8 protein-coding genes and 2 pseudogenes are annotated in these 12,981 nt (G+C 55.4%); 7 read left to right on the top strand and 3 right to left on the bottom strand.

What is annotated here, in order from left to right; translation table 11 throughout:
- The first annotated feature begins 63 nt into the window (after positions 1–63).
- Entirely contained in the window at positions 64–1,146 is a 1,083-nt protein-coding gene (locus ACZ1G7_RS03415) for a PA0069 family radical SAM protein (RefSeq protein WP_472662318.1), read from the top strand.
- Here ACZ1G7_RS03415 and bmt read toward each other — a convergent pair.
- From bmt to ACZ1G7_RS03400, 3 genes and pseudogenes are all read right to left on the bottom strand, one after another.
- A pseudogene (gene bmt, locus ACZ1G7_RS03410) lies at positions 1,143–2,155 on the bottom strand (betaine--homocysteine S-methyltransferase). The gene ACZ1G7_RS03415 and the pseudogene bmt overlap by 4 nt on opposite strands.
- Positions 2,088–4,097 carry a phosphatidylglycerol lysyltransferase domain-containing protein gene (locus tag ACZ1G7_RS03405; RefSeq protein ID WP_472662316.1) on the bottom strand — a complete coding sequence of 670 codons (2,010 nt, stop codon included), beginning with the start codon at positions 4,095–4,097 and terminating at the stop codon, positions 2,088–2,090. Before ACZ1G7_RS03405 ends, bmt begins: the two are co-directional and overlap by 68 nt.
- Before the next feature lie 158 nt (positions 4,098–4,255).
- Positions 4,256–4,570 (bottom strand): DUF1476 domain-containing protein, encoded by a 315-nt coding sequence (locus tag ACZ1G7_RS03400; protein WP_472662314.1) that lies wholly within the window; start codon positions 4,568–4,570, stop codon positions 4,256–4,258.
- Positions 4,571–4,729: 159 nt separating this feature from the next.
- On the opposite strand from ACZ1G7_RS03400, the gene purC reads away from it, so the two are divergent.
- The 6 genes and pseudogenes from purC (at position 4,730) to ACZ1G7_RS03370 (ending at position 12,980) form a co-directional block, all read left to right on the top strand.
- Positions 4,730–5,491, top strand: a complete 762-nt coding sequence (gene purC / locus ACZ1G7_RS03395) for a phosphoribosylaminoimidazolesuccinocarboxamide synthase (RefSeq protein ID WP_472662312.1) — start codon at positions 4,730–4,732, stop codon at positions 5,489–5,491.
- Positions 5,492–5,511: 20 nt separating this feature from the next.
- Positions 5,512–5,745 carry a phosphoribosylformylglycinamidine synthase subunit PurS gene (purS, locus tag ACZ1G7_RS03390; RefSeq protein WP_472662311.1) on the top strand — a complete coding sequence of 78 codons (234 nt, stop codon included), beginning with the start codon at positions 5,512–5,514 and terminating at the stop codon, positions 5,743–5,745.
- A 3-nt stretch (positions 5,746–5,748) separates the two neighbouring features.
- Entirely contained in the window at positions 5,749–6,417 is a 669-nt protein-coding gene (purQ, locus tag ACZ1G7_RS03385) for a phosphoribosylformylglycinamidine synthase subunit PurQ (protein ID WP_472662310.1), read from the top strand.
- A gap of 64 nt (positions 6,418–6,481) precedes the next feature.
- Positions 6,482–8,278: a sensor histidine kinase gene (locus ACZ1G7_RS03380; RefSeq protein ID WP_472662308.1), complete on the top strand. Its 1,797-nt coding sequence runs from the start codon at positions 6,482–6,484 to the stop codon at positions 8,276–8,278.
- Positions 8,279–8,300: 22 nt separating this feature from the next.
- The gene (locus ACZ1G7_RS03375; RefSeq protein WP_472662306.1) at positions 8,301–9,638 is read left to right on the top strand and encodes a sigma-54-dependent transcriptional regulator; all 1,338 of its coding nucleotides are present in this window, start codon (positions 8,301–8,303) and stop codon (positions 9,636–9,638) included.
- Positions 9,639–10,207: 569 nt separating this feature from the next.
- A pseudogene (locus tag ACZ1G7_RS03370) lies at positions 10,208–12,980 on the top strand (Rne/Rng family ribonuclease).
- Position 12,981 lies beyond the last annotated feature (1 nt).

Genomic DNA, 12,981 nt, shown 5'->3' with positions numbered 1-12,981 from the left:
ACATGCGCGGCTTCAGCAACGACTTGCATTGCGGATGTTCGCGTTATGTTCTAAACTTGTTAAATGGAGATTGACCCCGCAATAAATCCGGATTTGAGGCGTGGGCGCGCTGCCGCAACAAACCACACAAACAGGTTCGAGCGTTTGGTCTCAGTCGGTATTGATGACGGTTGGGGCATGCCACAAGAAGGCAATACGTTGCGCACTGAGGTCGGCCTGGAACGACCGCGCAAAGTGATCAGTTACAATCGTTCTCCTGACCTGCCGTTTGATCGTTCGCTCAATCCATATCGGGGCTGCGAACACGGCTGCATTTACTGTTTTGCGCGCCCGAGCCATGCGTATTTAGGCATGTCGCCTGGTCTTGATTTTGAAACGCGGTTGATCGCGCGGCCAGATGCCCCAAAACTGCTGGAACGCGAGCTGTCGGCGTCAGGATACGTACCCCGCGTATTGGCCTTGGGGACTAATACGGATCCTTATCAACCAATTGAAAAACAGCATAAAATCATGCGATCTGTTATCAAAGTTCTAGCCGCATTCAACCACCCCGTGGCCATTGTCACAAAGGGAAGTTTGATCGAACGCGACATAGACATTCTGGGCCCAATGGCACGCATAGGCCTCGTGAGAGTGGGCATATCCGTCACGACTTTGGACCGGAAGATTGCGCGTAAATCCGAACCGCGTGTGCCGTCGCCAGAGCGGCGTTTGCAAACTATTCGGATACTCAGTGATGCTGGCATTGATGTGCGGCTGATGGCCTCGCCTTTGATCCCGGGATTGACCGATCATGAGTTGGAAGCACTGCTCGCAGCTGGCAAGGCGGCGGGTGCCGCCAGCGCGTCAATGATCCCTTTGCGGCTTCCTTTGGAAGTATCGCAGCTGTTCCAAGATTGGTTAGCGGAGCATTTTCCGGACCGCGCAAAAGCGGTTATGGCGCGGGTGCGCGACATGCATGGTGGTCAAGATTATGATGCAAAATTTGGGCAACGGATGAAGGGCAAGGGCGCCTATGCTGATCTGCTTCAAGCCCGCTACCGCCTTGTCTGCCGGCGTTTGGGGCTCGCAGAAAAGCGGCCCCGGCTTCGGTGTGATTTGTTTGAACGCCCGGCAAAACCGGGCGATCAACTGTCGTTTTTTTAGGCGCGTGCGCGTCTGCGCCCACCTGTGCGTTCGCGCCTTTTTGGACCACCGGCCTCGGTCCCATCATGTTCGGAGGAAAACCCTCCTAGCGCAGCGGCGATAGCTTCAAGGGTTGGGGGCGTACGCTTGCTATGCTGCTCCAACGCTTCCCGCATATGGCGTAGATGTTCTGGGGTCGTGCCGCAGCAGCCGCCAATGATACGGGCGCCCGCGTCACGCGCGAGCGTGGCGTATTCGGCCATCAGTTCCGGCGTGCCGTCATAGTGGATATGTCCGTCGTGATATTTGGGGATACCCGCATTGCCTTTTGCGATGATATGTTTTGGCGTCTCGCCGAAACCAAGCACCGTGCGTAACAAATCCGAAGCACCAACACCGCAGTTCGCGCCAAATGCGAGTGGTGGGTGTTTGAGGCGATCCATCTGTGCGGCAAGGGCCGGGGCCGTGACGCCCATCATGGTCCGCCCGGCCGTGTCGAAACTCATTGTGCCGCACCAGGGCATGCCGGTCAGTGCGATTGCTTCGGCTGCCGCTTTCATTTCTTCTGGCGCAGAAATGGTTTCGACCCACAGCACGTCTGCCCCCCGGCTTTGAGACCTTCTGCTTGTTCGTGAAACATCTCAACAGCATCCGAGTGAGACAGGTTTCCAACCGGCTCCATGATATCACCGGTCGGCCCTATAGAGCCCGCGACAACGACTGGACGACCGGATTTGTCTGCGACGTCGCGACCAAGTTCTGCGGCCAGTTTGTTCAGCTCAAAAACCCGCGACTGCGCGTCATGCAGTTTCAAACGCGAGGCGTTGCCACCAAATGAATTCGTGAGAAACAAATCGGAACCGGCGTCAACCGGCCCCTGATAGAGTGCCTTGATCCGATCGGGGTGCTCTGCATTCCATAGTTCTGGGGCGTCGCCGGACTGCAGCCCCATATTGAAAAGCTCAGTGCCTGTTGCCCCATCTGCCAAAAGCCAATCGCGGTCTTGAAGAAGTTTGCTCAACGCGTCCATGTTCGCGATCCCTTATTGTCATGCGCTGAAGCGCATGACACGGGACAAGCCTTGAGGCAAATTCATAAAATTTATAATGATTATGAGTTAAGCTTCGATTGGGCCGCGAGCTATGAATAATTCGAAACAGGTCCAGACAACCTAATACTGCGGCAAACGGACCGCTTGCCACAAAATACTCTGTTCGCCATTCCGGCGCGAATGATTTTTTAAACCTTAGTAAGCCCGTGAGCTTGGGGCTTCTATCGAGAACAGACTTTGCACAGCTTACCACCAATCCCGTTGTGTTCTCACCCAGGTAACATGGTGCTGAGGCGAGGGAAAATTCGCGAATGTGTTCTGATTTAGCAGCTTCTATCGCTGTCACGACCAGTGTGTGAACCGCGCCATCGGGGCAATTGTCAGTCATGCGGATCAGGTCGAGTGTCCATTTTTCGTGCGCGGTCATGATAGAAATGAATGCGACGGGCTCTCCGTCAATGGTAGCGCACCAGATGCGTTCATGTGCAAGAAGCTGGGCGTCAAATTTTCCCATGGAAAAGCTCTTCGCGGGTCCGTTGCGGGCGCGCCAGGCGGCGTCAATCTCTGCGAGCTGTTCTGGGAACGCGAAGAACGGGGTCGCGACGACACCAGCGCTATGAGCTTTTGCTAATTTGCGCCTTAGCTGCCGTCTTTTGGCGCCCTCAAGATTGAAAAATGATGTATCAATAATGGCTTCTGAGCCAATTTTTAGGCTAACCAATCCTCTGTGGTGAGACCAATCGGCCAAATCACTTGAACACTTATAGACGCAATATGGGCGTAGAGCATCTTTCAATATGCTGTTCATTGCTGCCTCAGATGCGTCTGCGTTAGTTGCAAAGGGCGCGCCAAGAATGAGGTCGCAGTGATGTGCGGGATAGCTCAGAAATCCAGCACCAAGCGGTGCTGAGGTTTTCAATTGCAACATGTCTTGTGAAAGCAGTTGTGCTTCCGGCGGGGCGTGTGGCTGTAGCCATGATGGCATGATCTGGTGTTTGGGAGTGTCCCAGATTTGCGGGGTTACCTGTTTTTGGATTGCGAGGCTCAAGCCGGCAAATATGGCCGGTATCGCATAGTAGACAACGCGATATGCTAGGATTGCTGACAGCAATGGAGCGGCGTCAGAGCCGCCCAATAGACCGACCAAACACATTTCAAATGCACCGAGGCCGCCGGGAAGGCCTGATGTCATCCCAACTGCGAGTGCGATGAGAAAGGCAGTATAAAATGTAAAGAACGGGATGTAACCGTCTGGCAAAAATATAAAAATAACTGCTGCAGCTGCCAACGTATCAAGCAATGTATAGAAAATGACAGGCAGACTAAATGTCACGCTAGGCAGGATGGTTTGGATGCGGTTGCGCGTGCAGATCGACCAAGCGAGAGCCGTTTCCACCATAAAAAGCCCACAAAACGCGAAGACTTGAACAAAATTGGGAAACATCGGTAAGGGGGCGATGATCACTGCTCCCGCCAAAACGATAGCCCAGCCGACGAAAAAGCTACCCGTGACGGTCGCCGTCATACGCGAACACGCCCACAGCGATAGTGAATAGCTTTGCCCCAAAGCCCACCACCGGGTTAGCGATCCTGTGATGAGCCCGTATCCCAAGACTTGCGAGATTGCCGTTGCGCGCCATCCACACGCCAAAGCGTCCCCTCGCGTGATATTGAGGCCAAGTATATGTGCCGCCAAGCGATCATATTGCGCCACGGCGTAGAAACTGACCAACGTAAACAAGCAAGCGCTCAGCCAAACTGCGGTTGAATATTGTGAAACGGTTTGCACCAGGGCAGAGGTATCAACAGTCAAAATTCGGTCGCGCAACAGCCATAAAACCACCAGCGAAACCAAAACGGGCAGCGCGGCGCGCCATGCGGGCAGCGAGCGTTCAGGACGCAGGCTGGGGTTCTTTGACATTGGTTTCTCCCAAACTTGTAACCGCTTTAAGTTGAGAAGGTTCCGTGCGAGTTAACATCTAAAATTCGACGTTTTTTATTGCCTGCGCGCATAGAGTGCGTAAAAAAACCGCTCCAAAATGGAGCGGTTCAAAAAGCTTTAATTTCAGATTTTAAGTCTCAGATTTCACTTAGGATTTGGGACTTAGCCTCTGCCAAAAGATCAGTCATTTGTGCGCGAATTGTAGCGTCATCGGCAAGGTTGCCCAAATCGCCGGAGACTTTGCGCAAGACGTCGTCGTCGCCAGCTTCTTCAAAATCGGCCTTCACGACCTCTTTGGCGTAATTGTCCGCCTCATCACCAGTTTTGCCCATCAGTCCAGCGGCCCACAGGCCAAGAAGTTTATTGCGGCGCGCTTCGGCCTTGAATTGCATCTCTGCATCATGAGCGAATTTGTTTTCAAACGCATCTGAGCGATCATCGAAGCTGGACATGGCTTTCTCCTGTAGCATGTGGTGTTGAGCAAGATATGACCTCGCACATGAGGGCGCGCAAGGGGGCATGCGCCTTTGCTTGTGCGCGCGCGCGGTGTCACGTATAGGCTGGCGCATGAAAGAGGTCGGGTGAGTCCCACGCCTCGGGGGATAAAACACATGTCGCGTCGCAAGAAGCTTTATGAAGGCAAGGCCAAGACCCTCTATGAGGGCCCGGAACCGGGCACCCTGGTGCAATATTTCAAGGACGATGCGACGGCGTTTAATGCTGAAAAACGCGATGTCATCGAGGGCAAGGGCGTGTTGAACAATCGCCTGTCAGAGTTCTTTATGACCGGCCTTTCACAAATTGGGGTTCCGAACCATTTCTTGAAGCGGTTGAACATGCGAGAGCAGTTGATCCGTTCGGTCGAAATTATCCCACTGGAAGTGATTGTGCGCAACTATGCGGCGGGTTCGATGGCCAAGCGCCTGGGGATGGAAGAAGGTACGGTGCTGCCGCGCCCCATCGTCGAATTCTCTTATAAAAATGATGACCTTGGTGACCCATTGGTGCCCGAGGAATACATTATTTCGTTCGGCTGGGCTTCTCAGCAGGACTTGGACGATATGGTGGCGCTTGCGCTGCGGGTGAATGACTTTCTGTCAGGCGTCATGTATGGCGTCGGCATTAAGCTGGTCGATTTCAAGATTGAGATTGGGCGGCACTATGAGGGTGAGTATCAGCGCCTGATCGTCGCCGACGAAATTTCGCCTGACAGCTGCCGGCTGTGGGATATCGAAACCGGTCAGAAGCTGGACAAAGACGTATTCCGCCGCGACCTTGGCAATCTGGCCGATGCTTACACTGAAGTGGCGCGCCGATTGGGCGTGTTGCCGCAAAACGCCCCTCAGCCGGGCAAACCGCAACTGATAAACTAGAGACGAAGGACCCGAGCGCGATGAAAGCCAAAGTACATGTGATGCTGAAAAACGGTGTGCTGGACCCTCAAGGGGAGGCCGTGAAACACGCGCTAGGTAGCCTTGGCTTTGAAGGCGTCGATGGCGTGCGCCAAGGCAAAGTGATCGAGCTGGACCTTGCGGAAGGCACCACAGAGGCCACCGTAAAAGATATGTGCGAAAAGCTTTTGGCCAACACAGTGATCGAGAGCTACTCCATTGAAATGGCGGGTTAAACCATGAAGGCGGGTGTCATAACTTTCCCCGGTTCCAACTGCGACCGCGACTTGGCTGAGGCGTTTCGCAAAGCAGGTGCCGATGTTACCATGGTCTGGCACAAGGAAACTGAATTGCCCGCGGCGCTTGATGTGATTGGCATCCCGGGCGGTTTTTCCTTTGGCGATTACTTGCGTTGTGGTGCGATTGCGGCGCAATCGCCGATTTGCAAAGCGGTGGTCGATTTCGCCCAAAAGGGTGGCTATGTCATAGGCATTTGCAACGGGTTCCAAGTTCTGTGCGAAACGGGGTTATTGCCGGGCGTTTTGATGCGAAACGCGACGCTAAAATTCGTGTGTCGCCAACAAAAGCTTATCGTAAACACGACGCAGAGTGCCTTCACGCGTGGTTATAGCGAGCAAGCTGATATCACGGTACCAATTGCGCACCACGATGGAAATTTTTCAGCCGACGCTGATTTGGTGGCCCGGTTGCGCGGTGAAGGCCGTGTAGCATTTTCCTATGTCGACAACCCGAACGGCTCAGCGGGTGACATTGCGGGCATTTTGTCTGACAACCGCCGAGTGCTGGGCATGATGCCTCACCCCGAGCGCGCCGTAGATGCCGCACAGGGCAATACCGACGGAGCAGCGCTGTTTGCCTCGCTGGTTGGTGAGATGCAGGCGGCGTAATTCCGCCGATATCCGGTCAGTTACGCGGCTTGAGCCTGACGGGGCAAAGCCTTAGCGTAGGGCGATGAAAGCGAAACCCACAGAGCGACAAGGCCCGCCACGCCCTATTGGCGCGAAGTGGCAGGTGCGCCTGTTCGCTGTGATGGTCATCGCATTGGCGGTGACGATTGTTTGGATTTCCAATCTTTGGCTTACAGACCGGTTCACGGAACGGACCCGCTCGGCCGCCGATTTGCGCGTCGCGCTTTATTCCAACGCCATTACATCAGAACTGCAACGAAACCGTGTCGTCCCACTGCTATTGTCGCGTGACCCGGTGATGGTGGCGGCGCTTAATTCCAATGATTTCTCGGCCACTTCGCAACGCTTGATCACCTTCACCGAAGAGATCGGAACTGGCGGCCTTAGGCTTCTTGATGAAGAAGGGCGTACGGTGGCCTCGTCGGACCGCACGCAGATCAGTGAGGTGCAGCGCAACCAAAGCTTCTTTGTCGACGCGCTACGCAGCAATGATACCGTGTTCCATGTCACGATGTTGGAAAGCGGCGCGTTTCAATTCACATATTCGCGGCAGATCTCCTTTGACCAACAAAGCATTGGTGTGATCGTCGTCGATGTTGATCTGCGCCAATTTGAGGCGAGGTGGCGGTCGCCCTCAGACGCCGTGATGATAACCAATAGTGAAGGGCAGATCGTGATTGCGACAGACCCTCGCTGGCGTGGGCTGACTGTCGAAGATGCGCTTGCAAACCAATCGCCGACAGGCGCATTTCAACGGGCGTTGGATGCGACCAATAGCTATTTTGAGCTCGGTCGCTCGCCAGATGCGTATTTGCTTGGGCAGGCCGTGATGCAGGTGGATCGTCGGATCCCGTTCCGGGGCTGGCGACTGATCAGCTTTTCCTCTTACGCTTCGGTTCGGGAACGAGTGAATGGCGTGCTTGCCCTAGAAATCATGGGCTTTGCGATTATGACGACGCTGGCCTTCTATATTCTCAAGCGTCGGGCACAGTCTGCGGCGGGTTTCTTCCGGCGCGAAAGCGAACAGTTGCGCGCACTGAACATGAGATTGAGCCGCGAAATTGCGGAGCGCAAGAAGGTGCAAGAAACCTTGGCCGTGGCTGAGCAATCCCTTGCGCAGTCGCAAAAGCTTGCGGCATTGGGGGAAATGTCGGCCGCCGTGAGCCACGAATTGAACCAGCCGCTGGCGGCGATGAAGACTTATTTGGCGGGCGCAAAATTGCTGTTGCAGCGCAAGCGACCCGATGAGGCGCAAAGTTCGTTCCAGCGGATTGACGATTTGATTGAGCGGATGGGCGCGATCACCAAGCAGCTCAAGTCATATGCGCGTAAAGGCGACGAAAAGATCGGGCTTGTGGACTTGCGCGACGCGGTGTCTGGGTCGCTGTCGATGATGGAACCGCAGCTGAAACGCGGCGATGTTCACGTGCTTGTGACCCTTCCGGATAAACCCGTGATGGTATTGGCGGACCGTTTGAGGCTGGAACAGGTCATTATTAACCTGTTTAGAAACGCGCTTGATGCAACCAAAACAGTGCGCGCACCCCGTGTTGAGATCATGCTGAATGTCGGTGAAACAGCGACGCTGTCCTTGCGAGATAACGGCGAAGGCATTGAAAACCTTGAAGATTTATTTGAGCCGTTCTACACAACCAAACAACCGGGCGAGGGCGTTGGGCTAGGACTTGCAATTTCATCATCTATTGTGAACGAGCTTGGCGGGACCCTGACGGCAAGAAATGGCCAATCAGGCGGGGCCGTATTTGAAATGCAGCTGCCCATGCACCACTCTAACGGCCAATTGGCCGAATCCGCTTCCTCGATTGAAGCGGCGGAATAGGCCGGAGCCAAGGAGCAGACCCATGCCAAGCGCAAGCGCCCTCAAAATTGCCATCGTTGATGATGAGCAGGATATGCGGCAATCGATCAGCCAGTGGCTGGCCCTGTCTGGTTACGATACGGAAACCTTTGGCTCGGCCGAAGAAGCCTTGAAGGGCATTGGGTCTGACTATCCGGGTATCGTTGTCTCAGACATCAAGATGCCGGGCATGGACGGGATGCAATTCCTGAAACGTTTGATGAGCGCTGATAGCTCGCTGCCTGTCATCATGATTACGGGTCACGGTGACGTTCCAATGGCCGTTGAAGCGATGCGTGTCGGCGCGTTCGATTTTCTGGAAAAACCCTTCAATCCGGATCGAATGACGGAGCTTGCCAAGCGCGCGACAACCAACCGCCGGTTGACCTTGGATAACCGCGCGCTGCGCAAAGAGCTGAGCGACGGCACGAAGCTGATGCAAAAGCTGATCGGTTCAAGCCCGGTAATGGAACGCCTGCGCGAAGATATCTTGGACCTTGGCCAAGCGGATGGCCACGTCCTGATCGACGGTGAGACCGGGACGGGCAAGACACTTACGGCGCATGCGCTACATGCCGTGGGGCCGCGCGCCGGTAAGAAATTTGTCGCACTTAGCTGCGCCGCTTTTGATGAAGCCGCTTTGTCGACCAAACTGTTCGAACCGGTGGAGGAGGGCGAGACCCTTCCATTGGTCGAAGAAGCGCGCGGCGGTACGTTGGTGCTGGAAGATATTGAAGCCCTGCCGACGACACTACAGGCCCGGCTGCTTCAGTTTATAAACGATCAAGGCAGCCCAGCGGAGACGCGGATCATCGCGATTTGTAACACGCAGGAACAGGACAAGACTTGCGAAGATTTGATCCGGGGCGATCTGTATTACCGACTTGCGGCGATGAAGATCACTATCCCACCGCTGCGCCAGCGGGGCGAAGACATTTTATCTCTGTTCAACCGTTTCGGAGAGCAGTTCGCAGATGACTACGGCTCAGACGCGCCCGAGGTTTCCGCGCAGGAAGCGGCGCAATTGCTGCAAGCGCCTTGGCCTGGGAATGTGCGCCAGCTTATCAACGTGGCTGAGCGCGCAGTCCTGCAAAACCGCCGTGGGTCCGGCTCCATTGCATCGCTCTTGATGGCCGACAATGCTGAGATGGGCCCCGTGATCACCACAGAGGGCAAGCCGCTGAAAGAATATGTAGAAGCCTTTGAGCGGATGCTGATCGACAACACAATGCGGCGTCATAAGGGGTCAATTGCATCTGTGATGGATGAGCTCTGCCTGCCACGCCGTACGCTGAACGAGAAAATGGCGAAATACGGATTGCAGCGGTCTGACTATCTGTAATCTAAATGTGCGGCTTCGCCGCGCCCGAAGCCAGAGATGAGGGGCGCTGCCCCTCAAACTCCCCGGAATATTTTCGAAACAATGAAGAAAAATCCGCGTGCCGTGATTATTTCCAATGCGGAAACATTGAAAATGAGACCGTTTCTGCGGCGCGGCGTGGATTGCGCATTGTAATCCTTATGTAAAACCCCCTAATACGAAGATACGTACCGGTGGCCTATAGCTTGGCGCATTGGACGGTAGAGTTTCGCTGACCCCCGCCCGTAGGACAAAACGGACGCATGGTGGCCAGGATTAACGGCCTCGATTTGTTATGGGGCCTCAGAGCCGCAGGTGGCCCAGACCGCCGGCACATAAACGGGCAGCTTCCAACGTGATGCTGTCGGAGACAAGAACGCGATGAGACGCGCCGCAGACAAACAGGCCACACGGGCAAGCGCACAGCGCCTGAGCCCGGCCATAGATGTCCGCGCGTCCCAGATCGCTCAGACAAGTCATTCCGCCAACACTATCGCTCCCCCCGGGTTACCGCCCGGGACCGATACCTTTGCGGGATGCGCACGGATAACATGGCAAAAAAGATGCTTATCGACGCCACCCACCCGGAAGAGACACGGGTTGTTGTGGCTGATGGAAACAAGGTCGAGGAGTTCGACTTTGAATCAGAAAACAAGCGCCAGCTCGCTGGCAACATTTACCTCGCAAAAGTAACGCGCGTTGAGCCGTCACTGCAGGCTGCCTTTGTGGACTATGGCGGAAACCGCCACGGCTTTTTGGCGTTTAGCGAAATCCATCCTGACTATTATCAGATCCCCGTAGCCGACCGTCAGGCGCTACTGGAAGAAGAGATGGAATATGCCCGCCAGCAGGCGGAAGAGGAAGAAAAACCGAAACGCAAGTCGCGGTCGCGATCCCGTTCCCGCAGCAAGGCGGCTGAGGCAAAGACTGACGACGTCGTTGTCAGCGAAGAGCTGGCCACTGAAGACGGCGTGGAAGTGGCGGAAGCTATTCCAGGCATGGATGTGGTCGATCTGGAAGAGACAGATACGCCAGCTGAAGTCGAGGAAGGTTCCTCGCCGATGGAAACAGTCGCCGAAACGCCGGTTGAGACACCGTCCTCAGATGAAGAAGCCAGCGAAGAGGATGACGATGACAAGCTTGAGGCGACTGAGAAAGACGCCAATATCGAGTCTGTCGCGCAAGAAGATGACGCCGATGAGGTGCGTCCGGCCCGTAAGCCACGCCCGAAGCGCTACAAGATTCAGGAAGTCATCAAAGTCCGCCAGATCCTTCTGGTGCAGGTCGTCAAAGAAGAGCGCGGTAACAAAGGCGCAGCACTGACCACCTACCTGTCGCTGGCAGGGCGCTATTGTGTTTTGATGCCGAATACGGCGCGTGGCGGCGGCATCAGTCGTAAAATTACCAACGCTGCTGATCGCAAGAAACTGAAAGAGATCGCAAATGAAATCGACGTGCCAAATGGCGCGGGACTAATTGTACGCACGGCAGGAGCTAAACGGACCAAATCAGAAATCAAGCGCGATTACGAATACCTACAGCGCTATTGGGAGCAGGTCCGAGCCCTGACGCTGAAGTCCATTGCACCGGCCCCGATTTATGAAGAAGGGGATCTTATCAAACGTTCGATCCGCGACCTCTATAACCGTGAGATCGACGAGGTGCTGGTCGAAGGCGAGGCGGGCTACAAAGAAGCCAAGGCCTTCATGAAAATGATCATGCCGAGCCACGCCAAGAACGTGAAGAACTACGCCGACACGATGCCGCTTTTTGCGCGCCATCAAGTTGAAAGCTACCTGTCCGGCATGTTCAACCCGACGGTTCAGCTTCCGTCAGGCGGCTACATCGTGATCGGCATCACCGAAGCGCTTGTGGCGGTCGACGTGAACTCGGGTCGTGCTACAAAAGAAGGCTCGATTGAGCAAACCGCGTTGAAAACCAATCTTGAAGCTGCGGAAGAAGTTGCACGCCAGATGCGGCTGCGCGACCTTGCTGGCTTGATCGTGATCGACTTCATCGACATGGAAGAACGGCGCAACAACAACGCTGTTGAGAAGCGTCTCAAAGACAAGTTGAAAACAGATCGCGCGCGCATTCAGGTGGGCCGTATCTCTGGCTTCGGTCTGCTTGAGATGTCGCGTCAACGCCTGCGCCCGGGTATGTTGGAAGCCACAACACAGCCTTGCCCGTCCTGTCATGGTACCGGATTGATCCGATCTGACGACAGTCTGGCGCTGACGATCCTGCGCCAGTTGGAGGAAGAGGGTACCCGCAAGCGTACGCGTGAGGTGCTACTGACTGGTCCGGTTGCGGTGATTAACTACCTTATGAACGCCAAACGCGAGCATATCGCTGAAATCGAAGCGCGCTACGGTATGGCAGTGCGGCTTGAGGCCGATCCACATATGGTCAGCCCCGATTTCAAGCTTGAAAAGTTCAAGACCGCGACGCGCAATCTTGCGCCGGTGGTGGCCAAGACCGCCGCCATTTCGATGGACAGCATTGATATGTCTGACATTGAAGACGCGATTGAGGATGAAGAAACGCCAGAGGACGCGCCTGCGCCACGCAACGCGCAACAACAATCTAACGAGCCCGAGCTCGATGAGGAAGGCAACCCACGCAAGAAAAAGCGTCGCCGGCGGCGGGGGGCGTGGACGCAATCGCAACCGTGACCGTGACGGCGAGCAGACAGACCAGCAAGAAGCTGAGGCCAAACCCGACCAGGACGAAGATGATGATCCGCGTCCGTCGATTGCTGAGGCCGAGGCTGCCGATCAGGCCAAAACTGCAGATGAGGCCCCCGAAGCCGATACGGGAGAGAAGCCAAAACGCGCCCGTCGTTCACGCGCTAAAAAAGCGGACGTGACGGAAGCGGATGCTGTACCTACGGAAGAGGCGGCTGAAGCGCTGGAAGAAACCAAGCCGAAACGCACGCGCACACGCAAAAAGAAGGATGCACCTGCGGAGGATGTATCTCAGGCACCAGTAGAGGCTGAGGTTGCTCCGTCAGAAGCCGCGCCATCAGACGCAGAGGCGACGTCCGAAGAGGTGAAACCTGCCAAGAAGCGCCGCTCTCGTGCCAAGCCGAAAAAGGCTGAAGAGGCTGTTAAATCCGTTGCAGACGCACCTGCGGAAGCCCCGGTGGATGAGGTTGCGGATGCTGAACCTCTAGTTGAAGCCGAAGCCCCAAAGCCCAAGAAGACGCGCACGCGCACATCTGGGACGACGCCGATGGCTGCCAGCGAAGAGCCGGCAGGCGAGGTCGCAACGGAAGAAAAGCCTAAGTCGAAACGCAAGGGCTGGTGGTCTTTGGGCCGCTAAG

This window comes from Litoreibacter sp. JB4-2 (genome assembly GCF_055693445.1).
The sequence above is the reverse complement of the archived record's forward strand: the minus strand, read 5'-3'. Positions and strand labels throughout refer to the sequence as shown.

Bases quoted from the DNA above. Each gene is read 5' to 3' on its own strand.
- ACZ1G7_RS03415 (WP_472662318.1), top strand. From the start codon at position 64: ATGGAGATTGACCCCGCAATAAATCCGGATTTGAGGCGTGGGCGCGCT.
- ACZ1G7_RS03405 (WP_472662316.1), bottom strand. From the start codon at position 4,097: ATGTCAAAGAACCCCAGCCTGCGTCCTGAACGCTCGCTGCCCGCATGG.
- ACZ1G7_RS03400 (WP_472662314.1), bottom strand. From the start codon at position 4,570: ATGTCCAGCTTCGATGATCGCTCAGATGCGTTTGAAAACAAATTCGCT.
- purC (WP_472662312.1), top strand. From the start codon at position 4,730: ATGTCGCGTCGCAAGAAGCTTTATGAAGGCAAGGCCAAGACCCTCTAT.
- purS (WP_472662311.1), top strand. From the start codon at position 5,512: ATGAAAGCCAAAGTACATGTGATGCTGAAAAACGGTGTGCTGGACCCT.
- purQ (WP_472662310.1), top strand. From the start codon at position 5,749: ATGAAGGCGGGTGTCATAACTTTCCCCGGTTCCAACTGCGACCGCGAC.
- ACZ1G7_RS03380 (WP_472662308.1), top strand. From the start codon at position 6,482: ATGAAAGCGAAACCCACAGAGCGACAAGGCCCGCCACGCCCTATTGGC.
- ACZ1G7_RS03375 (WP_472662306.1), top strand. From the start codon at position 8,301: ATGCCAAGCGCAAGCGCCCTCAAAATTGCCATCGTTGATGATGAGCAG.